The organism is Streptomyces sp. NPDC051109 (genome assembly GCF_044455885.1).
In the GTDB taxonomy this organism is placed as follows: Bacteria; Actinomycetota; Actinomycetes; order Streptomycetales; family Streptomycetaceae; genus Streptomyces.
This window is the reverse complement of record NZ_JBITFF010000004.1, coordinates 65,299-86,773: the sequence shown is the minus strand read 5'-3', so window position 1 is coordinate 86,773 and position 21,475 is coordinate 65,299. Positions and strand designations below refer to the sequence as shown.

Below are 21,475 nucleotides of genomic sequence, written 5' to 3'. Positions count from 1 at the left end.
GCGGCCCCGCCGAGACGCTCCATATGCTTTCGCCCATGACCGACAGCACCGGGATCAACCCCGAGGACAGCAAGATCATCACGCTGGCGCGCAGCGCCCGGGCCCGCAACGGGGTGCCCGAGGGCGCGGCGGTGCGGGACGAGACGGGCCGCACGTACGTCGCCGGGACGGTGGAGCTGGACTCCCTGAAGCTGAGTGCGCTGCAGACGGCGGTCGCGATGGCGGTGGCGAGCGGGGCCGAGTCCCTGGAGGCCGCGGCCGTGGTCAGCTCGGCGGAGGCGGTGGCCGACGCCGACCGCGCGGCGGTCCGCGACCTCGGCGGCCCGGCCACCCCGGTGCTGCTGGCCGGCCCGGACGGCAGCCTCAAGTCCACCACCCCGGCAGGCGCCTGACGCGCCGCCGCCTAGCGCACCGCCGCCCACGCGCCGCCGCCTACGCTGCGGCGGCGATCGCGGCAGGGCGGCGGCGGATCACCATCGCCATCAGCGCCGCCATCGCGCACAGCGCGCCCGAGGCGTACCAGACCAGGTCGTACGAGCCGAAGGCGTCGCGGGCCAGGCCGCCCAGGAAGGCCACCCCCGCGGCGCCCACCTGGTGCGAGGCCAGGACCCAGCCGAAGACGATCGCGCTGTCCTCGCCGTAGTGCTCGCGGCACAGCGCGATGGTCGGCGGGACGGTCGCGACCCAGTCCAGCCCGTAGAAGATGATGAAGAAGATCATCGGCGGGTGCACGGACGGCGCCAGCAGCATCGGCAGGAACATCAGCGAGATCCCGCGCAGCGCGTAGTACACCGCCAGCAGGCGGCGCGCCTCGAAGCGGTCGGTGAACCATCCGGAGGCGATGGTGCCGATCACGTCGAAGACACCGACCACCGCCAGCAGCCCGGCCGCCATGGTCACCGGCATGCCGTGGTCGTGCGCAGCGGGTACGAAGTGGGTCTTGACCAGCCCGTTCGTCGAGGCCCCGCAGATCGCGAAGGTCCCCGCCAGCAGCCAGAACGGGCCGGTGCGGGCCGCCTTGAACAGCACCGTCACCGTCCGCCGCGCCGCGCCCGTCACCGGGACGGGCCTTTCCGCGTACGTCCCCCCGTACGGGGCGAGTCCCGTGTCCGCCGGGTGGTCGCGCAGCAGCAGCCACACGAACGGGGCGACGACCAGGGCCGCCAGCGAGACCGTCACCGCCGCCGGACGCCAGCCGTGGTGCTCCACCAGCCAGGACAGCAGCGGCAGGAAGATCAGCTGACCCGAGGCGCCGGCCGCGGTCAGGATGCCGGTGACGAGTCCGCGCCGGGCGGTGAACCAGCGGTTGGTCACCGTCGCCGCGAAGGCCAGCGCCATGGAGCCGCTGCCCAGCCCGACCAGCACGCCCCAGAACAGCACCAGCTGCCAGGACTGCGTCATCCACAGGGTGGCCACCGTGCCGCCGGATATGACCAGCAGGGCCAGGGCCACCACCTTGCGGATGCCGAAGCGGTCCATCAGCGCGGCGGCGAAGGGCGCGGTGAGCCCGTACAGCGCGAGGTTCACCGAGACGGCGAAGCCGATCGTGCCGCGCGACCAGTCGAACTCCTCGTGCAGCGGCTCGATGAGCAGTCCGGGCAGGGAGGCGAAGGCGGCGGCCCCGATGATCGTCACGAACGCGACGGCCGCGACGAACCAGGCGCGGTGGATGCGCCCGGGCGCGGCCGGGGCCGGACTCGTGGGGGTGGGGGTGGAGGTGGGGGAGGGCTGGGGCTTGGGTGCTGTCTGCGTCACGCAGACAGCTTCCGGCCGGGAGGACCCCGTACGACAGTGGCCTGACCGACACCCTTCGATACGATTGGGCCATGGCCCCTCACCGCGTCGTCGTCCTCGCGCTCACCGGGCTGCTGCCCTTCGAGCTCGGCATCCCGCACCGGATCTTCGGCCGCGCCAAGGATCCCGCCGGAGCGCCGCTGTACGAGATCCTCACCTGCGCACTCGCCCCCGGGCCGGTGCGCACGGACGCCGATTTCGCGGTCCACGTCGAGCACGGTCCCGAGCTGCTGGCCACGGCGGACACCGTGGTGGTGCCCGCCTCGTACGAGCTGGGGCCGGTGTACGAGGAGGGCCGGCTGACCGGCGAGCTCGCCGGGGCGCTCGCCCGCATCCGGCCCGGGACGCGGCTCGTCTCCATCTGCACGGGCGGGTACGTGCTGGCCGCCGCCGGGTTCCTGGACGGCCGTCCGGCCACCACCCACTGGGCTCACGCCGAGCACTTCCAGCGGCTCTTCCCGGCCGTGCGGGTGGACGCCGGGGTGCTCTACACCGACGACGGGGACGTGCTGACCTCGGCCGGGGTCGCCGCCGGCATCGATCTGTGCCTGCACATCGTGCGCCGCGACCACGGCGCGGCCGTCGCCAACGACGTCGCCCGGCGGACCGTCGTACCGCCCCACCGGGAGGGCGGGCAGGCCCAGTTCATCGACCGGCCGGTGCCGCAGCCGCAGCTGGCCAGTACGGCGGCGGCCCGCGCGTGGGTGCTGGACCGGCTGCACGAGCCGGTACGGCTGGTCGACCTGGCGCGGCAGGAGGCCATGTCGGTACGGACGTTCACGCGCCGGTTCCGGGAGGAGTCCGGGGTCAGTCCCGGCGAGTGGATCGTCGGCCAGCGGGTGGAACGGGCCCGGCGGCTGCTGGAGCGGACGGATCTGCCGATGGAACAGGTGGCGCGGGAGACGGGGTTCGGGTCGGCGCAGTCGCTGCGCAAGCACGTGCAGGCGGCACTGGGGGTGAGTCCGACGGCGTACCGCCGCACGTTCCGTGCGGCCGCCGGGCACGGGGAGCCTGCCAGCTCCTGATGGGCCATCAGTTGATGCCGGGTCCGCGCATTGACTTCTCCCGCCGCCCGCTCGTGAATGGCCCCCTGTCGGCGCGAGGGAACCCAGGGGGCGGGCCGTGCGAACACGGGCGGGCAGCAGGAGATGGTCGGTGGCCCTCGGCGTGGCCGCGCTCGCCGCGACGACGGGGGGCGCGCTGAGCCCGCCCGCCGCGGCCGAAGGGGAGGCGCCGTCCGGGCAGGTGGAGTTCCCCACGCACTGCGTGCCGCCGCGGGAGGCCGGTCTACCGCCCGCCGACGGGCCGACCACGGCCCGGATCACCGTGGACGACCCGGCGCCGGAGGTCGGCGACACGGTCACCGTGACGTACCAGGTGGCCCGGACCCCCGCCGTGAACCCGATCGCCGCCGAGCTCCCGGCCGACGTGCTGACGCCGACCGGGCGGATCCAGCTGGGGGGTGCGCAGAGCGGTGAGGTCACCGTCGTGGGAGCGAAGCGGAATGACCCCGTCGAGGCGGGGGCGGAGCTGCCGGCCGTCACCATGACCGGCACGTTCACCATCACCGGGGCGGGTGCGATCACCCTGGCCCCGGGCGGCTACGCGCTGCACACCAGCCACCTGCTGGATCTGGACACCGCCTGCGCCGTCTCCGGGGCACCGGTCTCCGAACGGCTCACCGCGAGCCCGCTGCCCCGGGCCAACCTGCGGTCGGTCGCGCTCGGCGCGGCGTACGGGAAGCCGGGCGCCGCGGTCGAGGTCAGCGGCACCGGCTTCGCCCCGGGCGCGGCCGTGACGGTGGCCGGGCGCGCGGGCGCCGCCGAGACCGCGGACCGGGTGGCGGCCACGGCGGACGCGCGGGGCGCGGTCGTGGCGGAGCTTCCGGTCACCGACGGGGCGACGACGGCGGTGGTGGCGTACGAGGGCACGGCCTGGTCGGCGCAGCAGGGATCGGGCCCCGCGGCGTACACGGTCGTCGCCGCGGCGCAGACGCCGCCGGGCACGCAGAAGGTGACGGCGCCGGGCACGCAGAAGGTGACGGCGGTGGTCGAGCCGGGCGCGCTGACCATGACCCAGGCCGGCGGGTCGATCACGCTGGGCGCGGTCCCGTACGGCGAGCGCGGCGCGGTCGCCGGCCGGATCGGGACGGTCACGGTCGAGGACGCCCGCGGCGGACCGGCGGGATGGACGCTGATCGGCAAGGTCACGGAATTCACCGGCCCGGGCGGGGTCCGGATCCCGGGGGCCTCGCTGCGCTGGACCCCGAGGTGTTCGCCCGCGCCGGGCAGCCCGAGCCGCTGCGTGGCGGGCAGTGCCGGGGTCGTCGGGCCGGAGGGGGCGGTGCTCGCGTCCGCGCGGGGCGGGGCCCCGGCGGGCGGGACGTTCACGATCGACGCGGCGGTGACCCTCACGCTGCCGCCGTACACCCCGCCCGGCGCGTACCGGGCGGTGCTGGCCCTCACGCTCTCGTGACCCGCGCTCCGCGGCTCCCGACCCGGCCCGCGGGCAGGGCCGCGGCCCTGGTGCCCGGGACGCCGGCGCCGTCCCGCCGCCCCCGCACCTTCCGCCTCTACGTCGCCGACGCCTACGACACCGCCCGCGACGGCGGCTTCGGCCGTCGCCCGGGAGGCCTACGGCCAGCCTCCCGGCCCCCGCTCGCGGCCGTTCCCGCGGCCGTCCGCGCCCTCTCGCGGCGGGCTGGTCGGCGCTGGGACCCGCATCGGGGAGAATGGCCCGTATGAGCGATCGTTCCCCCGAGTCCACCGCCCCGCACCGTGCGGGCTTCGCCTGCTTCGTCGGCCGCCCCAACGCGGGGAAGTCGACCCTGACCAACGCACTCGTGGGCACCAAGGTCGCGATCACCTCCAACCGGCCGCAGACCACCCGCCACACCGTCCGCGGCATCGTGCACCGCCCCGACGCCCAGCTCGTGCTGGTCGACACGCCCGGTCTGCACAAGCCGCGCACGCTCCTCGGCGAGCGGCTGAACGACGTCGTGCGGACCACCTGGGCCGAGGTCGACGTGATCGGTTTCTGCCTGCCGGCCGACCAGAAGCTCGGCCCCGGCGACAAGTTCATCGCCAAGGAGCTCGCGGGGATCAAGAAGACCCCCAAGATCGCCATCGTGACGAAGACGGACCTCGTCGACTCCAAGGCCCTGGCCGAGCAGCTCCTCGCGATCCACCAGCTCGGCGCCGAGCTCGGCATCGAGTGGGCCGAGATCGTCCCCGTCTCGGCGGTCGGCGACACCCAGGTCCAGCTCCTGGCCGACCTGATCGCGCCGCTGCTGCCGGAGAGCCCGCCGCTGTACCCGGAGGGCGACCTCACCGACGAGCCCGAGATGGTGATGGTCGCGGAGCTGATCCGCGAGGCCGCGCTGGAGGGCGTACGGGACGAGCTCCCGCACTCGATCGCCGTCGTGGTCGAGGAGATGATCCCCCGGGAGAACCGCCCGGCGGACCGCCCGCTGCTGGACATCCACGCGAACGTCTACATCGAGCGGCCCAGCCAGAAGGGCATCATCATCGGCCCGAAGGGCTCCCGGCTGAAGGAGGTCGGGATGAAGTCGCGCAAGCACATCGAGGCGCTGCTCGGCACCCCGGTCTTCCTCGATCTGCACGTCAAGGTCGCGAAGGACTGGCAGCGCGACCCCAAGCAGCTCCGCAAGCTGGGGTTCTGATCCTTCGGCGCCCCCGCACCGCCCGGTGCACGGGGGCGCCCCAGGGGCTCCGGGCCGCCGCGCCGCCGGATCCCGTCCGGCGGGGCCGGGGGGCCTCAGACGAGCCGGCGTACCTTCACCGCGTTGTCCGTACGGGTCCCGGGCGTGCCGTCAGGCAGGTTCTGGACCCGTTCGTGTTCCTCGGCGAGCAGGACCTCCCACGCGCCGTCGGGCAGCTCCAGCTGCGCCACGACCTCGTCCGGGGTCGGGAAGTGGACCTCGGGGCGGGTCTCCTGCTGCCAGGCCGGCCAGCCGGCGTGGCCGGCGATCAGCAGGGTCCCGCCGGGTGCCACCGCCGCGGCGGCGCGGCGCAGGATCCGGGCGCGGGGGAAGTCGCCGAACGAGTGCAGGAAGCACGCGGAGACGAGGTCGAACTCCCCGGCGGGGAAGGACTCGGCGAGGTCGTGCCGCTCCCAGTCGATCCGGTCGGCGACGCCCGCCCCGGCGGCGTGCCCGGCGGCCCGCTCCAGGGCCACGCCCGAGATGTCGGTCCCGGTGACCCGCCAGCCGCGGCGGGCCAGCCAGACGGCGTCGCCGCCTTCGCCGCTGCCGAGGTCGAGGGCGCGCCCGGGCGCGAGGTCCGAGGCCTCCCGGACCAGCACGGCGTTGGGCTCCCCGCTCCAGATCCGGCCGCTCTCGCGGTAGCGGGAGTCCCAGAACTCCTCGCCCACGAACTCGGGCGCGGACTCGGGCGCGGACTCGGGCGCGGCTGCGTGCTGCTGCGGGCGCTGCTGCTGTGACATGGGGACCTCTTCCGGTGCGGCTGCCTGTCCTCCGATGCTCCGCCGCGGCCCGCCGCCAGACAAACATCGTTGCCGTTCCGGCAACACGCCGGAAGGCACGGCACGGCTCAGGCGCCTTCCTTCAGCAGCCGGGAGATCAGCGTCCGCTGCGCCTCCGACAGGTTGGGCTCCTGGCAGGAGACCGTCCGGCCGTCGACGGTGATCCGGTACGAGAACCCGTCCCGGATCCGGTCCGACCCGGGTGCGGGCGGGACGGGCCGCAGCGCCAGCTTGGCCAGGGCCCGCCACTCGTCCTCATCGGGCCGGCCCGAGGTGTCCACCTCGGCCCGCCGCTCGATGCCCGCGAAGCCGCCCGTCCGCACCACCAGAATCCGCATGCCCTGCCTTCTACCCCAGGCCGACCGCCGACCACGCCTTCTGCAGGGCCTGGTGCTCCGCTCCGCCGTCCCCGTACCGGGCCACCGCGGCCGCGACCGACAGCCGGGCGAAGTCCTTGAAGTCCGCGTCCGAGGCCAGCTCGCCGCCCGTCAGCGTGTCGTACCAGATCCGCCCGGCCCGCTCCCACGCCTTGCCGCCGAGCTCGGTCGCCACGAGGTAGAAGGCGTGGTTCGGGATGCCGGAGTTGATGTGCACCCCGCCGTTGTCCTGCGACGTCCTCACGTAGTCGTCCATCGTCGCCGGCTGCGGGTCCTTGCCGAGCTCGTCGTCGTCGTACGCCGTGCCCGGTGCCTTCATCGAGCGCAGCGCGACCCCGCTGACGTTCGGGCCCAGCAGCCCCCCGGCGCCGATCAGCCAGTCCGCGTCCTGGGCCGTCTGGTCGAGCGAGTACTGCTTGATCAGCGAACCGAAGACGTCGGACATCGACTCGTTCAGGGCGCCGGACTGCCCGTGGTAGTCGAGGTTCGCCGTGTACTGGGTTACCCCGTGGGTGAGCTCGTGCCCGATGACGTCGATCGACACGGTGAAGTCGAGGAAGATGTCCCCGTCCCCGTCGCCGAACACCATCTGCTGCCCGTCCCAGAAGGCGTTGTTGTAGTCCTGGCCGTAGTGGACGCTCGCGTCCAGGGCCAGCCCGGAGTCGTCGATCGAGTGTCGGCCGAAGCCCTTCAGGAACAGTTCGTACGTGGCGCCGAGCCCCGCGTACGCGCGGTTGACGGTGGCGTCGCCGGCGGCCTCGTCGCCCTCCCCGCGCACCTTCTTCCCGGGCAGCCGGGTGCGGTGCTGGGCGTCGTAGACGGTCCGGCGGGGCTCGTCGGGGACGGGCGCCGCCGCAGCGGGGGCGATCCCGCGCAGGGTGGTGACGCTGCGCCGGGTGCGCAGCAGGGCGTCGTGTTCGAGGGTGCGCTGGGCGGCGTCGGCGCGCCGGAGCACCTCGGACTGGGCGATCTTGTCGAGCAGGTGGGGCGGGACCACCGTGCAGAAGACGGGGTGGCGGTGAACGTGGGAGGCATCCATCCCGGCAATGTGGCAGTGGGTCACGACTGTGTCACTACCCGCAACCATGATTCATTCGGTTGTCTGAAAGCGGTCACACCGCGTTGACGGATCGGCCGGACCTGTATCGAGAAAAGCGATGTAGCTCACATTAGGTACAAATCGGACAGGGCGGTCCCGCATACTGAAACAGGTCCTCGCGTTACGGCGCGGCTCGGTTAGGCTCGGCCCATCATGCGTTTCGGGCTGCTTCTCCTTAGCTGCCGCGGCGAGGGTCTGTAGTCGTAGGCCGACCCCCTCCCCGCGGAGTTTGGTGTTGCGGTTTTTACGACCGCCGTCGGCCGTTCCAGCGAACTACACGCGGACACGCGAGGAGCCCAACGCCATGAGCCAGCAGCCTTTTGTCGGTCGCCCCACGCCCATCACCAACGCGACCCACACCCAGAAGACCTCCGGGATGCCGATCCACAAGTACGGCCGGTACGAGCAGGTGGACATCCCCGACCGCACCTGGCCGGACGCTCGCGTCACCAAGGCCCCCCGCTGGCTCTCCACCGACCTGCGCGACGGCAACCAGTCGCTGATCGACCCGATGACCCCCGCCCGCAAGCGCGAGATGTTCGACCTGCTGGTGCGCATGGGCTACAAGGAGATCGAGGTCGGCTTCCCCTCCTCCGGCGAGACCGACTTCGCCTTCGTACGCTCCATCATCGAAGAGGGCGCGATCCCGGACGACGTGACCATCTCCGTCCTGACCCAGGCCCGCGAGGACCTGATCGAGCGGACCGTGGAGTCGCTGGTCGGCGCCAAGCGCGCCACCGTGCACCTGTACAACGCGACCGCCCCGACCTTCCGCCGGGTCGTCTTCCGCGGCTCCAAGGAGCAGATCAAGCAGATCGCCGTCGACGGCACCCGCCTGGTCATGGAGTACGCCGAGAAGCTGCTGGGCCCGGAGACCACCTTCGGCTACCAGTACAGCCCGGAGATCTTCACCGACACCGAGCTGGACTTCGCCCTGGAGGTCTGCGAGGCCGTCTGCGACGTCTGGCAGCCGTCCGAGGGCCGCGAGATCATCCTGAACCTGCCCGCCACCGTGGAGCGCTCGACGCCCTCCACCCACGCGGACCGCTTCGAGTGGATGGCCCGCAACCTGACCCGCCGCGAGCACATCTGCATCTCCGTGCACCCGCACAACGACCGCGGCACCGCCGTGGCGGCCGCCGAGCTGGCCCTGATGGCCGGCGCCGACCGCATCGAGGGCTGCCTGTTCGGGCAGGGCGAGCGCACCGGCAACGTCGACCTGATCACGCTGGGCATGAACCTGTTCTCGCAGGGCATCGACCCGCAGATCGACTTCTCGCAGATCGACGAGATCCGTCGCACCAGCGAGTACTGCAACCAGATGGAGGTCCACCCGCGCCACCCCTACGCGGGCGACCTGGTCTACACCGCCTTCTCCGGCTCCCACCAGGACGCCATCAAGAAGGGCTTCGACGCCATGGAGGCCGACGCGGCCGCCCAGGGCAAGACCGTGGACGACATCGAGTGGGCGGTCCCGTACCTGCCGATCGACCCGAAGGACGTCGGCCGCTCGTACGAGGCGGTCATCCGCGTCAACTCGCAGTCCGGCAAGGGCGGCATCGCGTACGTCCTGAAGAACGACCACAAGCTGGACCTGCCGCGCCGCATGCAGATCGAGTTCTCGCGGATCATCCAGGCCAAGACCGACGCCGAGGGCGGCGAGGTCACGCCGAAGGCGATCTGGGACGTGTTCTCCGACGAGTACATGCCCAACCCCGAGAACCCGTGGGGCCGCATCCAGCTGCGCTCCGGCTCGACGGCGACCGACAAGGACGGCACGGACACGCTGACCGTCGAGGCGGTCGTGGACGGCGTGGAGACGGTCCTGAACGGCACCGGCAACGGTCCGATCTCGGCCTTCTTCGACGCGCTGGCCGGCATCGGCGTCGACGCCCGACTGCTGGACTACACCGAGCACACGATGAGCGAGGGCGCCTCCGCCGTGGCCGCCTCGTACATCGAGTGCGCGATCGACGGCCGCGTCCTGTGGGGCATCGGCATCGACGCCAACACCACCCGCGCCTCCCTGAAGGCGGTCATCTCCGCCGTCAACCGCGCGGGCCGCTGACCCCTCGTACGGGAACCCCGCCCCTCCCCGCGGAGGGGCGGGGTTCCGCCGTTCGCGGAGTCAGCGGGCCAGGTAGCCGCCGTCCACCGGCACGATCGCGCCCGTCACGAACGAGGCCGCGTCGGAGGCCAGGAAGGCGATGACCCGGGCCACCTCCTCCGGTTCGCCGAGGCGGCCCATCGGATGGGCCGCGGAGACCTCCGCCAGGTACTCCGGCCCGCCCGGCTCGTCCTTCAGCGCCAGCACCCGCTCCGTACGGATGGTGCCGGGGGCCACCGCGTTGACCCGGATCCCGCGCGCCGCCCACTCCACCGCCAGGTGCTTCGTCAGCCCGGACGCCACGAACTTCGCCGGCCCGTACGCGGCCTGCCGGGCCTGCCCGGCCACCCCCGAGACCGAGGACACGCAGACCAGCGCCCCACCGGGCCGCTCCTGCGCGGTCATCGCCTCGATCGCGTACTTGCAGGTCAAGAACATGCCCCGGCCGTCGATCGCCATGACCCGGTCCCAGTCCTCGGGGCCGGTCTCGTTCACGTCCGAAAGAGGCAGCACCCCGGCGTTCGCCACGGCGACGTCGAGCCTCCCGTACGCCTCCACGGCCGCGTCGACCATCGCCCGGTTGGCCTCCGGATCGGCCACGTCACCCGCCACCACGGTGATGCCGATGCCCTCGGCGGCCAGTTCCGTACGCAGTTGCGCCACCCCGGGGCCATTGATGTCAGCCGCGGTGACGCGGGCCCCGGAGCGGGCCAGCAACCGGGCGGTGGCCTTGCCGATGCCGCTCGCGGCCCCGGTCACCAGACAGGACTTCTCGTTCACGCGGCAGAGCGTAGGGAAAAACGGAGGCCGGCGGGGGCGCAGTTCGGCCAAGTCCCCTGGGTGGCGCAGGTTGTCTTGTCACACGACTGACGGATCCTCACCGATGTGGCTAACATCACGCCAAACCGGCGCCGCTGCCGGCTGAGGGCCCCGCCCGTGTCCGAAGGACCACAGGGGCGTGACGGAGGTGCGACGTGCTGCCAGTTCGGGGTGGGGACGGCCGGAAGCTGACGGTCTGGGGCATCCGTACCACCTGGAGCACCGTGGGTGACGGGGAGTTCTTCTGCCCCGACTGCGGTGGCGACCGCAACTACCGCCGGCGCACCGGGCGCCGCCGGTTCACGGTCCTCGGAGTCCCGCTGCTGCCGCGCGGCGCGGCCGGGCCCGTCATCGAGTGCCAGGGCTGCCGGGAGCGCTTCGACACCGAGGTCCTCGACCACCTGACCACCACCCGCTTCTCAGCGATGCTGCGCGACGCCGTGCACACGGTGACGCTGGCCGTGCTCGCGGCCGGCGGTACCGCCTCGCGCGGCGCGCTGGAGGCCGCCGTGTCGGCCGTACGGACGGCGGGCTTCCAGGACTGCACGGAGGAGCAGCTGGAGTCCCTGGTGGAGGCGCTGGCCACCGACGAGGGCCGGCTCGGGCTGTACGACGTCCCCGAGTGCTGCGGCGCCGCGCTGGCGATCGAGCTGCACGAGGCCCTGGAGCCGCTGGCCCCGCACCTGGCCGGGCCCGGGCGGGAGTCGATCCTGCTGCAGGGGGCGCGGATCGCCCTCGCGGACGGTCCGTACACCCCGGCCGAGCGCGAGGTGCTCGCCACGGTGGGTGCGGCCCTGCGGATCGCATCCGAAGACGTGTCCCGCCTGCTGTCGGCGGTACGGGCGCCGTAACGCCGGCCGAAACGGCCTCGGTTCGGCCTCGGTACGGGCTCGGTACGGGCTCGGTAGGCCTTCGGCGGGGTAACGATCCGGCCTCGCGCGACCGAATCCACCCCCTTCACACTCCGCGTGAAGGGGGGATTCGCGCGTTCCGGCCTCGGCCGTCCACCCATTGGACACCCGGACGGGCCCGTGACCTGCGCGTACGGACTCCGTGGCCGTCGGCGTTACGCCCTTGCGGAGACATTCCGCCACTGGAGATACCTACAGACCTCGGCTCTCCAGAGCTCAACACTTTGTGGAAGTCCACGATACCTGTGAGCGCCCCCACAGGCGTTCAATTCCGGTCACACGACGAGACGCCGCCGGTAACACAGCGGGGCTTCGATTCACGTGAACGCGCTGACAACCCTGGCGAACCAACGGGATAGCGACCCACTTCACCAGGGATAACCAGATTCCTCTCGTTCACCTACCTCTTGAAGGGCAAGGCAGAGATGGCACGTGTCGCCGCCCGGCTTTCCGCCAACGGAGAGCAGAGCACGCACCCGGTCGACGAGGTGCTCCCCCTCCCCAAGCTCGCGCTGTACGGCTTCCAGCACGTACTCGCCTTCTACGCCGGTGCGGTGATCGTTCCGATCATCGTGGGCGGTGCCCTCGGCCTGACCACCGAGCAGCTGGTCTACCTGATCAACGCCGACCTCTTCACCTGCGGCATCGCCTCGATCATCCAGGCGTGGGGCATAGGCCGGATCGGCGCGCGCCTGCCGCTCATCCAGGGCGTCACCTTCACCGCGGTCTCCCCGATGATCGCCATCGGGCTCGGAGCCGGCGGCGGTACGGCGGGCCTGCTCGTCATCTACGGAGCGGTCATCACGGCAGGCATCGCGACCTTCGCCTTCGCGTGGCTGCCCCCCAAGGCGTTCCGGGCCGTCATGCGGCTCTTCCCGCCGGTCGTCACCGGCACGGTGATCACGGTCCTCGGCATCGTGCTGATCCCCGTCGGCCTCAACGACGCCGCGGGCGGTGTCGGCAGCCCCGGCTTCGGCGACCCGAAGAACTTCGCGTACGCCGGCGGCACGATGCTCTTCATCCTCGTCCTGATGAAGCTCGGCAAGCCCTTCCTCTCCAGCATCTCCATCCTGCTCGGCCTGGTCGGCGGCACCGCCGTCGCGTTCCTCCTCGGAGACGCCGAGTTCGGCGGCGTGAGCGGCTCGGACTGGATCGGCGTCACCACCCCGTTCCACTACGGAGCGCCGAAGTTCGCCTGGTTCCCGATCCTGCTGATGCTGATCGTCATGCTGATCACCATGGTCGAGACGACCGGTGACACGTACGCCGTCGGCGACATCGTCGGCAAGGACATCGACAGCGAGACCGTGGCCCGCGCCCTGCGCGCCGACGGCGCCGCGACCGCCCTCGGCGGCGTCCTCAACTCCTTCCCCTACGTGGCCTTCGCCGAGAACGTCGGCCTGGTCCGCATGACGAAGGTCAAGAGCCGCTTCGTCGTGGTCGCCGCGGGCGTCTTCATGATCGTGCTCGGGCTGATCCCCAAGGCGGCCGCGATCGTCGCCGCCGTCCCGCACGGAGTGCTCGGCGGAGCGGCGACGGTGATGTTCGCGATGGTGGCCCTGGCCGGTATCCAGACCCTCGCCAAGGTCGACCTCAAGGAAGAGAAGAACGCTCTGGTCGTGGGTGTCTCCCTGGCCTTCGCGCTGCTCCCGGCGACCGTCCCGGTCTTCTTCAAGGACCACATGAACGCGGACCTCTCCTCGCTGCTCAACAGCGGTGTGACGCTCGGTGCCTCGGCCGCGATCGTGCTCAACCTCATCTTCAACGGCCTGGCCAAGGACGATGCGCACGGCGCCGCCCCGGCCGTGGTGCCGGCCCAGGCGGCGGCTCCGGCCGAGCCGCAGGCCGAGGCTGCGGCCCCTGCCCCGGCTGCGGCCCCTGCCCCGCCTGCGGCCCCTGCCCCGGCCCCGGCCGCGGCGGAAACCGGCGCGGCCGTTTCGGCCGAGGCCGAGACGGTGGCCGAGGCCACGGTCGGCACCGCCGTGAGCACGGTCGCAGCCACCGCCGTGAAGGCCGGTGCGGACGAGGAGACCGCGCCCGCCTCCTGACCCTCCCAAGGGGCGAAGGCCCTCCGCCCGGACGCGTGTCCGGGCGGAGGGCCTTCCACCGTGCCCGCACAGGCGACAATGGGCGCATGAGTCTGTTCCGCGACGACGGCATCGTGCTGCGCACCCAGAAGCTGGGTGAGGCGGACCGCATCATCACGCTCCTCACCCGCGGCCACGGCCGGGTGCGGGCCGTCGCCCGCGGGGTGCGGCGCACGAAGTCCAAGTTCGGCGCCGGGCTGGAACCTTTCTCCCACGCCGACGTGCAGTTCTTCGCCCGGGGCAGCGAGCTGGTCGGCCGCAGCCTCCCGCTCTGCACCCAGACCGAGATCATCGCCCCGTACGGCAACGGCATCGTCACCGACTACGCCCGCTACACCGCCGGCACCGCGATGCTGGAGACCGCCGAGCGGTTCACCGAGAACGAGGGCGAGCCCGCCGTACAGCAGTACCTGCTGCTGATCGGCGCCCTGCGCACGCTCTCGCGCGGCGAGCACGAGCCGAACCTGATCCTCGACGCCTTCCTGCTGCGCTCGCTCGCCGTCAACGGCTACGCGCCCAGCTTCACGGACTGCGCGAAGTGCGGGATCCACGGCCCCAACCGGCACTTCTCGGTCGCCGCGGGCGGGGTCGTCTGCGGGGACTGCCGGGTGGCCGGCAGCGTCGTACCCTCGTCGGAGGCCATCGCCCTGCTCAGCGCGCTGCTGACGGGCGACTGGGGGCATGCGGACGCCTGCGAGGCGCGGTACGTGCGGGAGGGCAGCGGGCTCGTCTCCGCCTATTTGCACTGGCATCTGGAGCGCGGGCTACGCTCCCTGCGATACGTCGAGAAATAGGAGCTGGACACATGGCACGACGCGGGATTCTGGGACGCTCTCGCCGGGAGTACAAGGTTCCCGAGCCGCACCCGTCCGGTGAGCGCCCGCCGAAGATCCCCGGCGAGCTCGTCCCCAACCACGTCGCGGTGGTCATGGACGGCAACGGCCGCTGGGCCAAGGAGCGCGGCCTGCCGCGCACCGAGGGCCACAAGGTCGGCGAGGGCGTCGTGCTCGACGTGCTCAAGGGCTGCCTGGAGATGGGCGTCAAGAACCTCTCCCTGTACGCCTTCTCGACGGAGAACTGGAAGCGCTCACCCGACGAGGTCCGCTTCCTGATGAACTTCAACCGGGACGTCATCCGGCGCCGCCGCGACGAGATGAACGAGCTGGGCATCCGGATCCGCTGGGTCGGCCGTATGCCGAAGATGTGGAAGTCGGTCGTCCAGGAGCTCCAGGTCGCCCAGGAGCAGACCGTCGACAACGACGCGATGACCCTGTACTTCTGCGTGAACTACGGCGGCCGCGCCGAGATCGCGGACGCGGCGCAGGCGATCGCGCGGGACGTGGCCGCGGGCAAGCTGGACCCGTCCAAGGTCAACGAGAAGACCTTCGCGAAGTACATGTACTACCCGGACATGCCGGACGTGGACCTGTTCCTGCGGCCGAGCGGCGAGCAGCGCACCTCCAACTACCTGCTGTGGCAGAGCGCGTACGCCGAAATGGTCTTCCAGGACGTGCTGTGGCCGGATTTCGACCGCCGCAACCTGTGGGCGGCCTGCCTGGAGTACGCCCAGCGCGACCGCCGCTTCGGCGGCGCCGTCCCGAACCAGGCCGAGCCGGGCGCCTCGGCGTGACCCCGCCGGGCCGGGCCGGCGCGCACAGCCGGCCCGGCCGGGCGGTAGGGTCGGCTGTCATGGACATGGCTGAAATGGGCAGGGGGCAGGACACCGGCGGTGTGGACGTCCCGTCGGTCGAGCTCGTCTACCGGACGACCGAGACGGACTTCGCCGGAGCCCTGCGTGCCCGCAACCGCCGCACGGCGGCCGTGCGCCGCAAGACGTGGCTGTTCCGCACCGTCGGGACGCTGTCCCTGATCGGCGGCGTCCTGCTGCTGACGGGGGAGGCGCCGGATGTCGCGAGGGCCGCGGGCTTCCTGGCGGGCGGCGCGTTCCTGTGGGTCTTCGGGCCGCTCGGCCACCGGCTGCAGGCCCGGGCCTTCCGCGGGCTGCTGGAGAAGGCGGGGGAGACCCGGGCCGTCGTCGACGGCTCCGGGGTCCGCGTGACGGCGGCCGGCTGCGACACCCGCATCGGCTGGGCCGTGCAGCCCACGTACGCGGAGACGGACGAGCTGTTCGTCATGCTGAGCGAGGGCAAGGGAGCCGTGTCGATGACGGTCCTGCCCAAGCGCGGCGCCCAGGCCCCGGCGGACGTCGACCGCCTGCGCGGGCTCCTGGACGCGAACCTGAGGCGGCTCTAGGCCGCCCCTTCGACCTGGTTCGATCTAGGCGGAGGCGGCCGCGCAGTCGGCGCAGGTGCCGAAGATCTCGACGGTGTGGGCGACGTTCACGTAGCCGTGCTCGGCCGCGATGGACTCCGCCCACTTCTCCACCGCCGGGCCCTCCACCTCGACCGCCTTGCCGCACTTGCGGCAGACCAGGTGGTGGTGGTGGTCCCCGGTGGAACAGCGCCGGTAGACCGACTCCCCGTCGCTGGTGCGCAGCACGTCGACCTCGCCGGCGTCGGCGAGCGACTGGAGGGTGCGGTACACGGTGGTCAGGCCCACCGAGTCACCGCGGTGCTTGAGCATGTCGTGGAGTTCCTGGGCGCTGCGGAACTCGTCCACCTCGTCCAGCGCCGCGGCGACGGCTGCCCGCTGCCGGGTGGATCGTCCTCGTACTGGCGCGGTATTCATCTCGCCAGGCGCAGTCGCCACCGGTTCCTCCTCGTATCGGCCTCGGCCCATTGTGCCAGGCGGCCGTACCTCCTAGACCTTCACATCATCGCGCGTGCAGACCCCTTCGGCGGCGCGGGCCGCGTTCGCCCGGCGCCGGGCCAGCGGCGTGGACAGTGCGGTCATCACCATGAAGACGCCGATCGCGAGCAGCACGATGGTGCCGCCGGAGGGGGCGTCGATGTAGTACGTGAGGGTCGTGCCGGAGAGCGAGACCAGTACGCCGATCACCATGGCCACCGACAGGGTGGCGGTGAACCCGCGGGTGACGCGCTGCGCCGCCGCGACCGGGATGACCATCATGGCGCTGACCAGCAGCAGGCCGACGATCCGCATGGCCACGGTGACGGTGACGGCGGCGGTGACCGCGATCAGCAGGTTCAGGAAGCGCACCGGCAGGCCGGTGACCCGGGCGAACTCCTCGTCCTGGCAGACGGCGAACAGCTGGCGGCGCAGTCCGAGGGTGACGGCGAGGACGAAGGCCGCGAGGATCACGACCGCGGTGACGTCCTCGGCGGAGACCGTGGTGATCGAGCCGAAGAGGTAGCTGGTCAGATTGGCCGTCGAGCCGCCCGGAGCCAGGTTGATGATCATCACACCGCCGGCCAGGCCGCCGTAGAAGAGCATGGCGAGCGCGATGTCTCCGCTGGTCTTGCCGCGGGAGCGGATCAGCTCCATGCCGACCGCGCCGACGACCGCGACCAGGGTCGCCATCCACACCGGGCTGGCGTTGAACAGGAAGCCGAGCGCGACACCGGTCATGGCCACGTGCCCGATGCCGTCGCCCATGACGGCCTGGCGGCGCTGCACCAGGTACGTGCCGATGGCCGGGGCGGTGACGCCGACCAGGACGGCCGCGAGCAGGGCCCGCTGCATGAAGGCGTAGTCGAGGAGGTCCATCAGCTCAGCAGTCCCGTCCGGAGCGGCTCGGCGTCGTGCGCCGCGTGGGGGTGTACGTGGTCGTGGCCGGGCAGGGCGTGCTGCCCCACGGCCTCCGGGGGCGGGCCGTCGTGGACCACGCAGCCGTCGCGCAGGACGACCGCGCGGTCGATCAGCGGCTCCAGCGGGCCCAGCTCGTGCAGGACGAGCAGGACGGTCGAGCCGGCGGCCACCTGTTCGCGCAGGGCGTTCGCGAGGACCTCCTGGTTGGCGAGGTCCACGCCGGCCATCGGCTCGTCCATGATCAGGAGTTCGGGCTCCACGGCGAGCGCCCGCGCGATGAGCACGCGCTGGTGCTGGCCGCCGGAGAGGGCGTTGACGGAGGCGTCGGCGTACTGGCCCATGTCGACGAGGTCAAGGGCCCGCTCGACGGCCGCTTTGTCGGTCTTGCGCAGGATGCCGAAGCGGGAGCGGGCGAGCCGGCCGGAGGAGACCACCTCGCGGACGGTGGCCGGGACGCCGCTGGCGGCGGTGGTGCGCTGCGGGACGTACCCGATGCGCGACCAGGCGCGGAAGCGCTTGAAGTCCGTGCCGAACAGCGCCAGCTCGCCGTCGGAGAGCGGGACCTGCCCGACGACCGCGCGCACGGCCGTGGACTTCCCGGAGCCGTTGGCGCCGAGCAGGGCGACGACCTCCCCGCGCCGGACGGTGAGGTCGACCCCGCGCAGCACGGGGCGCGAGCCGAGCGAGGCCGTGGCCCCGCGCAGGGATATGACGGGCTGGTCCGCCGCCTCCGCGGGCTGGGACTCCATGGCACGCGCCTCCGTTACTGCCATTACTTGCTACCGAGCGCCTTCTGCAGGTTCTTCAGGTTGGACCGCATGACCTCGAAGTAGTCAGCGCCCTGGGACTTGTCGGTGATTCCCTCAAGCGGATCGAGGACGTCGGTCTTCAGACCCGTGTCGGTGGCGAGCGTCTTGGCCGTCTTGTCGCTGGCCAGGGTCTCGAAGAACACGGTCGAGACATTGTCCTTCTTCGCGAGGGCCTGGAGCTCCTTCATCCGGGCCGGGCTCGGCTCGGACTCGGGGTCGACGCCGGAGATGCCCTCCTGGTCGAGGCCGTAGCGCTCGGCGAGGTAGCCGAAGGCGGAGTGCGTGGTGATGAAGGTCTTGGAGGCGGAGTTCCGCAGGCCGTCCTTGAACTCCGTGTCGAGCGCGGTCAGCTTGCCGAGCAGCTCGTCGGTGTTCTTGCGGTACTCCGCCGCGTGGTCGGGGTCGGCCTTCTCCAGGGCCGCGCCGACGCCCTTGGCGACCTCGGCGTACTTCACCGGGTCCAGCCAGACGTGCGGGTCCTCGCCGGCCTCGCCGTGGCCGTGGTCGTGGCCCCCGGCCTCGCCTTCGGTGTGGCCCTCCTCGCCCTCGTGGGCGTGATCATGGCCGGAGGAGCCGTGGACTTCGAGCTTCGTGAGCTTGGCGGCGTCGACGACGTGCTTCACGCCGGACTGGGCGACGGCCTTGTCGACGGCGGGCTGCAGGCCCTTGAGGTAGAGGACGACATCGGATTCGCCCAGCTGCCCGGTCTGCTTCGGGGTGATCTCCAGGTCGTGCGGTTCGACGCCCGGCTTGGTCAGGGTGCCGACCTTCACGTGGTCCTTGCCGATCTGTTCGGCGAGGAACTGCATCGGGTAGAACGACGACATGACGTCGAGCTTGCCGTCCTTGCCGCCTCCGGCGGCGCCTGCGGAGCAGGCGGTGAGGGCCGTGGCGCCGAGGGCCATGGCTCCGGCGAGGGCGGCGGCGGGTATGAGGCGTCGTACGTTCATGACATCCATTTTCATCAAAGATGGAAACGATTGTCAAAAACCCAGGTGAGGAGCCCGGGGACCGCACCGTGAACGGGGAACCGATTTGATAGGGGGGGTGCGGGCGCCGGTAACCTAAAGCCTTCGCCGTTCGTCCTCGTAATGAAGAGAGCACCGTGGCCGCCGACAAGATCGAAACCATCGTCAGCCTGAGCAAGCGCCGTGGCTTCGTTTTCCCGTGCAGTGACATCTACGGCGGCTCCAGGGCTGCCTGGGACTACGGTCCGCTGGGTGTCGAGCTCAAGGAGAACATCAAGCGCCAGTGGTGGAAGGCCATGGTCACCGGGCGCGAGGACATCGTCGGCCTCGACTCTTCCGTGATCCTGGCCCCCGAGGTCTGGGTGGCCTCCGGCCACGTCGCGACCTTCTCGGACCCGCTGACCGAGTGCACCTCGTGTCACAAGCGCCACCGCGCCGACCACCTGGAAGAGGCGTACGAGGCCAAGCACGGCCGTCCGCCCGAGAACGGCCTCGCCGACATCAACTGCCCGCACTGCGGTGTGAAGGGCCAGTTCACCGAGCCCAAGCAGTTCTCCGGCATGCTGGAGACCCACCTCGGCCCGACCCAGGACACCGGCTCGAAGGCGTACCTGCGCCCCGAGACCGCCCAGGGCATCTTCACCAACTTCGCCCACGTGCAGACCACCTCGCGCAAGAAGCCCCCGTTCGGCATCGCGCAGATGGGCAAGTCCTTCCGCAACGAGATCACTCCGGGCAACTTCATCTTCCGCACGCGCGAGTTCGAGCAGATGGAGATGGAGTTCTTCGTCAAGCCGGGCGAGGACGAGCAGTGGCAGGAGTACTGGATGCAGGAGCGGTGGAACTGGTACCGCGGCCTCGGCATCCGCGAGGAGAACATCCGCTGGTACGACCACCCGAAGGAGAAGCTGTCCCACTACTCGAAGCGCACCGCCGACATCGAGTACCGCTTCAACTTCGGCGGCAGCGAGTTCTCCGAGCTGGAGGGCATCGCCAACCGCACCGACTTCGACCTGAAGGCGCACTCCGCGGCCTCCGGCCAGGACCTCACCTACTTCGACCAGGAAGCCGGTGAGCGCTACACCCCGTACGTCATCGAGCCGGCGGCCGGCGTGAACCGCGCCATGCTCGCCTTCATGCTCGACGCGTACGTCGAGGACGAGGCCCCGAACGCCAAGGGCGCCATGGAGAAGCGCACCGTGATGCGCTTCGACCCGCGCCTGGCCCCGATCAAGGTCGCCGTCCTGCCGCTGTCCCGCAACCCGCAGCTGTCGCCGAAGGCCAAGGGCCTGGCCGCCGACCTGCGCAAGAACTGGAACATCGAGTTCGACGACGCGGGCGCCATCGGCCGCCGCTACCGCCGCCAGGACGAGATCGGCACGCCGTTCTGCGTCACCGTCGACTTCGACACCCTGGACGACAACGCGGTGACCGTGCGCGAGCGCGACACCATGAAGCAGGAGCGCGTCTCCCTGGACCAGATCCAGAGCTACCTCGGCAGCCGCCTGCTCGGCTGCTAGGCGCCGGCCCCGACCGGGGCTGAACGGCAGGTGGCCCGGTGCGCGTCCCGCGCACCGGGCCACCGTCGTTTGCGGCGCTGCTCAGGCGCTCGCCACCTGGGCTTCGGCGGCCGCCACGGCGGCGCGCCGCTCACCCTCGGCCTTCGAGCGCTTGCCGTAGAACGTGGTCCACGCGGCCAGCAGGCCGAGCACGCCGTAGATCATGATCGGGCTGACGGCCACCATGGTGTCGGTGGGAAGAACGTACGCCAGGACGACCCGCACCGCCGCCTCGGCGAGGTAGGCCACGCCCCACACCGTGGTCATCACGGTCATCGTGCGGCGGAAGCCGTCGAACTGCCACAGGCCGTTCCACCAGGCGGTGCTCTCGGGAGTGCCGTCGGTGGCGAACTTGCGGCCGAAGTAGAACATCAGCGGCCGCGGCGCGAGCAGGGTGGAGAGGCACAGGAGCCCGAACAGCCCGGTCACACCAGAGTCCTTGATCAGCAGGGCGCGGGCCGAGTGGGCGCCGACGAGCGAGACGACGGCCGTGATCACCAGGAACACCAGGGTGACGACGGCGAATTCGTCGAGCTTGCGGCGCCAGGCCAGGCTGATCACGCTGTCGAGCACTGGCCAGGCACTGCTGACCAGCAGCGCGCCGAACTCGCTCCAGCCGTGGTCGTGCAGCTGGTTGTACGTGAGGATCGGCGCGACCACGTTGAGGCCGATGGTCAGAATCCAGCCGATCGCAGCGGCGCCGCCGGAGCGGGCCGGAGGCGCGGGCTGCGCTGCCTGAGTTGGTTGAGCGGACAAGGTTCCCCCTGGAACGT

21 protein-coding genes are annotated in these 21,475 nt (G+C 71.5%); 11 read left to right on the top strand and 10 right to left on the bottom strand.

Going from position 1 to position 21,475, the window contains the following annotated elements; all coding sequences use genetic code 11:
- Positions 1 to 35 precede the first annotated feature (35 nt).
- The gene (locus ACIBAD_RS09205) at positions 36 to 392 is read left to right on the top strand and encodes a cytidine deaminase (protein WP_134075440.1); all 357 of its coding nucleotides are present in this window, start codon (positions 36 to 38) and stop codon (positions 390 to 392) included.
- Positions 393 to 432: 40 nt separating this feature from the next.
- Here the strand turns inward: ACIBAD_RS09205 and ACIBAD_RS09200 are convergent, their stop codons facing one another.
- Entirely contained in the window at positions 433 to 1,671 is a 1,239-nt protein-coding gene (locus ACIBAD_RS09200) for an MFS transporter (RefSeq protein WP_398905918.1), read from the bottom strand.
- Between the two features lie 155 nt (positions 1,672 to 1,826).
- On the opposite strand from ACIBAD_RS09200, the gene ACIBAD_RS09195 reads away from it, so the two are divergent.
- The 3 genes from ACIBAD_RS09195 to era all read left to right on the top strand — a co-directional run bounded on the left by ACIBAD_RS09195 (position 1,827) and on the right by era (position 5,476).
- Positions 1,827 to 2,819, top strand: coding sequence for a GlxA family transcriptional regulator (locus ACIBAD_RS09195; protein ID WP_398905520.1), 993 nt, complete (start codon positions 1,827 to 1,829; stop codon positions 2,817 to 2,819).
- Between the two features lie 130 nt (positions 2,820 to 2,949).
- Positions 2,950 to 4,269: a beta-xylosidase gene (locus ACIBAD_RS09190; protein ID WP_398905518.1), complete on the top strand. Its 1,320-nt coding sequence runs from the start codon at positions 2,950 to 2,952 to the stop codon at positions 4,267 to 4,269.
- 256 nt (positions 4,270 to 4,525) lie between these two features.
- On the top strand, positions 4,526 to 5,476 hold the full coding sequence (gene era / locus ACIBAD_RS09185; RefSeq protein WP_037837453.1) for a GTPase Era: 951 nt from the start codon (positions 4,526 to 4,528) through the stop codon (positions 5,474 to 5,476).
- 95 nt (positions 5,477 to 5,571) lie between these two features.
- Here the strand turns inward: era and ACIBAD_RS09180 are convergent, their stop codons facing one another.
- The 3 genes from ACIBAD_RS09180 to ACIBAD_RS09170 form a co-directional block, all read right to left on the bottom strand.
- Positions 5,572 to 6,258: a class I SAM-dependent methyltransferase gene (locus ACIBAD_RS09180; RefSeq protein WP_398905515.1), complete on the bottom strand. Its 687-nt coding sequence runs from the start codon at positions 6,256 to 6,258 to the stop codon at positions 5,572 to 5,574.
- A gap of 107 nt (positions 6,259 to 6,365) precedes the next feature.
- The gene (locus ACIBAD_RS09175; protein ID WP_134075436.1) at positions 6,366 to 6,635 is read right to left on the bottom strand and encodes a protealysin inhibitor emfourin; all 270 of its coding nucleotides are present in this window, start codon (positions 6,633 to 6,635) and stop codon (positions 6,366 to 6,368) included.
- Positions 6,636 to 6,645: 10 nt separating this feature from the next.
- Positions 6,646 to 7,713 carry a M4 family metallopeptidase gene (locus ACIBAD_RS09170; RefSeq protein ID WP_398905513.1) on the bottom strand — a complete coding sequence of 356 codons (1,068 nt, stop codon included), beginning with the start codon at positions 7,711 to 7,713 and terminating at the stop codon, positions 6,646 to 6,648.
- Positions 7,714 to 8,077: 364 nt separating this feature from the next.
- On the opposite strand from ACIBAD_RS09170, the gene leuA reads away from it, so the two are divergent.
- Positions 8,078 to 9,841, top strand: coding sequence for a 2-isopropylmalate synthase (gene leuA, locus ACIBAD_RS09165; protein WP_134075434.1), 1,764 nt, complete (start codon positions 8,078 to 8,080; stop codon positions 9,839 to 9,841).
- A 60-nt stretch (positions 9,842 to 9,901) separates the two neighbouring features.
- Here the strand turns inward: leuA and ACIBAD_RS09160 are convergent, their stop codons facing one another.
- Positions 9,902 to 10,660 carry an SDR family NAD(P)-dependent oxidoreductase gene (locus tag ACIBAD_RS09160; RefSeq protein ID WP_398905510.1) on the bottom strand — a complete coding sequence of 253 codons (759 nt, stop codon included), beginning with the start codon at positions 10,658 to 10,660 and terminating at the stop codon, positions 9,902 to 9,904.
- 194 nt (positions 10,661 to 10,854) lie between these two features.
- Between ACIBAD_RS09160 and ACIBAD_RS09155 the strand changes: the two genes are divergently transcribed.
- From ACIBAD_RS09155 to ACIBAD_RS09135, 5 genes are all read left to right on the top strand, one after another.
- Positions 10,855 to 11,550 carry a TerB family tellurite resistance protein gene (locus ACIBAD_RS09155; RefSeq protein WP_134075432.1) on the top strand — a complete coding sequence of 232 codons (696 nt, stop codon included), beginning with the start codon at positions 10,855 to 10,857 and terminating at the stop codon, positions 11,548 to 11,550.
- Positions 11,551 to 12,035: 485 nt separating this feature from the next.
- A complete protein-coding gene (locus ACIBAD_RS09150; RefSeq protein ID WP_398905508.1) occupies positions 12,036 to 13,658 on the top strand; it encodes a nucleobase:cation symporter-2 family protein in 1,623 nt (540 codons plus the stop codon).
- Positions 13,659 to 13,744: 86 nt separating this feature from the next.
- Positions 13,745 to 14,491 (top strand): DNA repair protein RecO, encoded by a 747-nt coding sequence (gene recO, locus ACIBAD_RS09145; RefSeq protein WP_134075430.1) that lies wholly within the window; start codon positions 13,745 to 13,747, stop codon positions 14,489 to 14,491.
- A gap of 11 nt (positions 14,492 to 14,502) precedes the next feature.
- The gene (locus ACIBAD_RS09140; RefSeq protein WP_134075429.1) at positions 14,503 to 15,327 is read left to right on the top strand and encodes an isoprenyl transferase; all 825 of its coding nucleotides are present in this window, start codon (positions 14,503 to 14,505) and stop codon (positions 15,325 to 15,327) included.
- A gap of 59 nt (positions 15,328 to 15,386) precedes the next feature.
- Positions 15,387 to 15,950 (top strand): YcxB family protein, encoded by a 564-nt coding sequence (locus tag ACIBAD_RS09135; RefSeq protein WP_134075428.1) that lies wholly within the window; start codon positions 15,387 to 15,389, stop codon positions 15,948 to 15,950.
- Between the two features lie 24 nt (positions 15,951 to 15,974).
- Here ACIBAD_RS09135 and ACIBAD_RS09130 read toward each other — a convergent pair whose 3' ends face one another.
- From ACIBAD_RS09130 to ACIBAD_RS09115, 4 genes are read right to left on the bottom strand one after another with little or no spacing between them, the layout of a single operon-like run.
- Positions 15,975 to 16,406, bottom strand: coding sequence for a transcriptional repressor (locus tag ACIBAD_RS09130; protein ID WP_134075427.1), 432 nt, complete (start codon positions 16,404 to 16,406; stop codon positions 15,975 to 15,977).
- Between the two features lie 51 nt (positions 16,407 to 16,457).
- Complete coding sequence (locus ACIBAD_RS09125) at positions 16,458 to 17,324, bottom strand: metal ABC transporter permease (RefSeq protein WP_398905505.1); 867 nt, start codon at positions 17,322 to 17,324, stop codon at positions 16,458 to 16,460.
- Complete coding sequence (locus tag ACIBAD_RS09120; RefSeq protein WP_134075425.1) at positions 17,324 to 18,115, bottom strand: metal ABC transporter ATP-binding protein; 792 nt, start codon at positions 18,113 to 18,115, stop codon at positions 17,324 to 17,326. The genes ACIBAD_RS09125 and ACIBAD_RS09120 overlap by 1 nt, the downstream gene beginning before the upstream one ends.
- A gap of 23 nt (positions 18,116 to 18,138) precedes the next feature.
- Entirely contained in the window at positions 18,139 to 19,125 is a 987-nt protein-coding gene (locus ACIBAD_RS09115; protein WP_398905502.1) for a metal ABC transporter substrate-binding protein, read from the bottom strand.
- Positions 19,126 to 19,280: 155 nt separating this feature from the next.
- Here ACIBAD_RS09115 and ACIBAD_RS09110 point away from each other — a divergent pair, with 155 nt between their 5' ends.
- Positions 19,281 to 20,663, top strand: a complete 1,383-nt coding sequence (locus ACIBAD_RS09110) for a glycine--tRNA ligase (RefSeq protein ID WP_134075423.1) — start codon at positions 19,281 to 19,283, stop codon at positions 20,661 to 20,663.
- 81 nt (positions 20,664 to 20,744) lie between these two features.
- Here ACIBAD_RS09110 and ACIBAD_RS09105 read toward each other — a convergent pair whose 3' ends face one another.
- Positions 20,745 to 21,458 (bottom strand): VC0807 family protein, encoded by a 714-nt coding sequence (locus ACIBAD_RS09105; RefSeq protein ID WP_134075422.1) that lies wholly within the window; start codon positions 21,456 to 21,458, stop codon positions 20,745 to 20,747.
- Positions 21,459 to 21,475: the final 17 nt, after the last annotated feature.

Excerpts from the sequence above, each read along its gene's own strand:
- ACIBAD_RS09205 (WP_134075440.1), top strand. The coding sequence starts at position 36 with ATGACCGACAGCACCGGGATCAACCCCGAGGACAGCAAGATCATCACG.
- ACIBAD_RS09195 (WP_398905520.1), top strand. The coding sequence starts at position 1,827 with ATGGCCCCTCACCGCGTCGTCGTCCTCGCGCTCACCGGGCTGCTGCCC.
- era (WP_037837453.1), top strand. The coding sequence starts at position 4,526 with ATGGCCCGTATGAGCGATCGTTCCCCCGAGTCCACCGCCCCGCACCGT.
- ACIBAD_RS09180 (WP_398905515.1), bottom strand. The coding sequence starts at position 6,258 with ATGTCACAGCAGCAGCGCCCGCAGCAGCACGCAGCCGCGCCCGAGTCC.
- ACIBAD_RS09175 (WP_134075436.1), bottom strand. The coding sequence starts at position 6,635 with ATGCGGATTCTGGTGGTGCGGACGGGCGGCTTCGCGGGCATCGAGCGG.
- ACIBAD_RS09170 (WP_398905513.1), bottom strand. The coding sequence starts at position 7,713 with ATGGATGCCTCCCACGTTCACCGCCACCCCGTCTTCTGCACGGTGGTC.
- leuA (WP_134075434.1), top strand. The coding sequence starts at position 8,078 with ATGAGCCAGCAGCCTTTTGTCGGTCGCCCCACGCCCATCACCAACGCG.
- ACIBAD_RS09150 (WP_398905508.1), top strand. The coding sequence starts at position 12,036 with ATGGCACGTGTCGCCGCCCGGCTTTCCGCCAACGGAGAGCAGAGCACG.
- recO (WP_134075430.1), top strand. The coding sequence starts at position 13,745 with ATGAGTCTGTTCCGCGACGACGGCATCGTGCTGCGCACCCAGAAGCTG.
- ACIBAD_RS09140 (WP_134075429.1), top strand. The coding sequence starts at position 14,503 with ATGGCACGACGCGGGATTCTGGGACGCTCTCGCCGGGAGTACAAGGTT.
- ACIBAD_RS09135 (WP_134075428.1), top strand. The coding sequence starts at position 15,387 with ATGGACATGGCTGAAATGGGCAGGGGGCAGGACACCGGCGGTGTGGAC.
- ACIBAD_RS09125 (WP_398905505.1), bottom strand. The coding sequence starts at position 17,324 with ATGGACCTCCTCGACTACGCCTTCATGCAGCGGGCCCTGCTCGCGGCC.
- ACIBAD_RS09120 (WP_134075425.1), bottom strand. The coding sequence starts at position 18,115 with ATGGAGTCCCAGCCCGCGGAGGCGGCGGACCAGCCCGTCATATCCCTG.
- ACIBAD_RS09115 (WP_398905502.1), bottom strand. The coding sequence starts at position 19,125 with ATGAACGTACGACGCCTCATACCCGCCGCCGCCCTCGCCGGAGCCATG.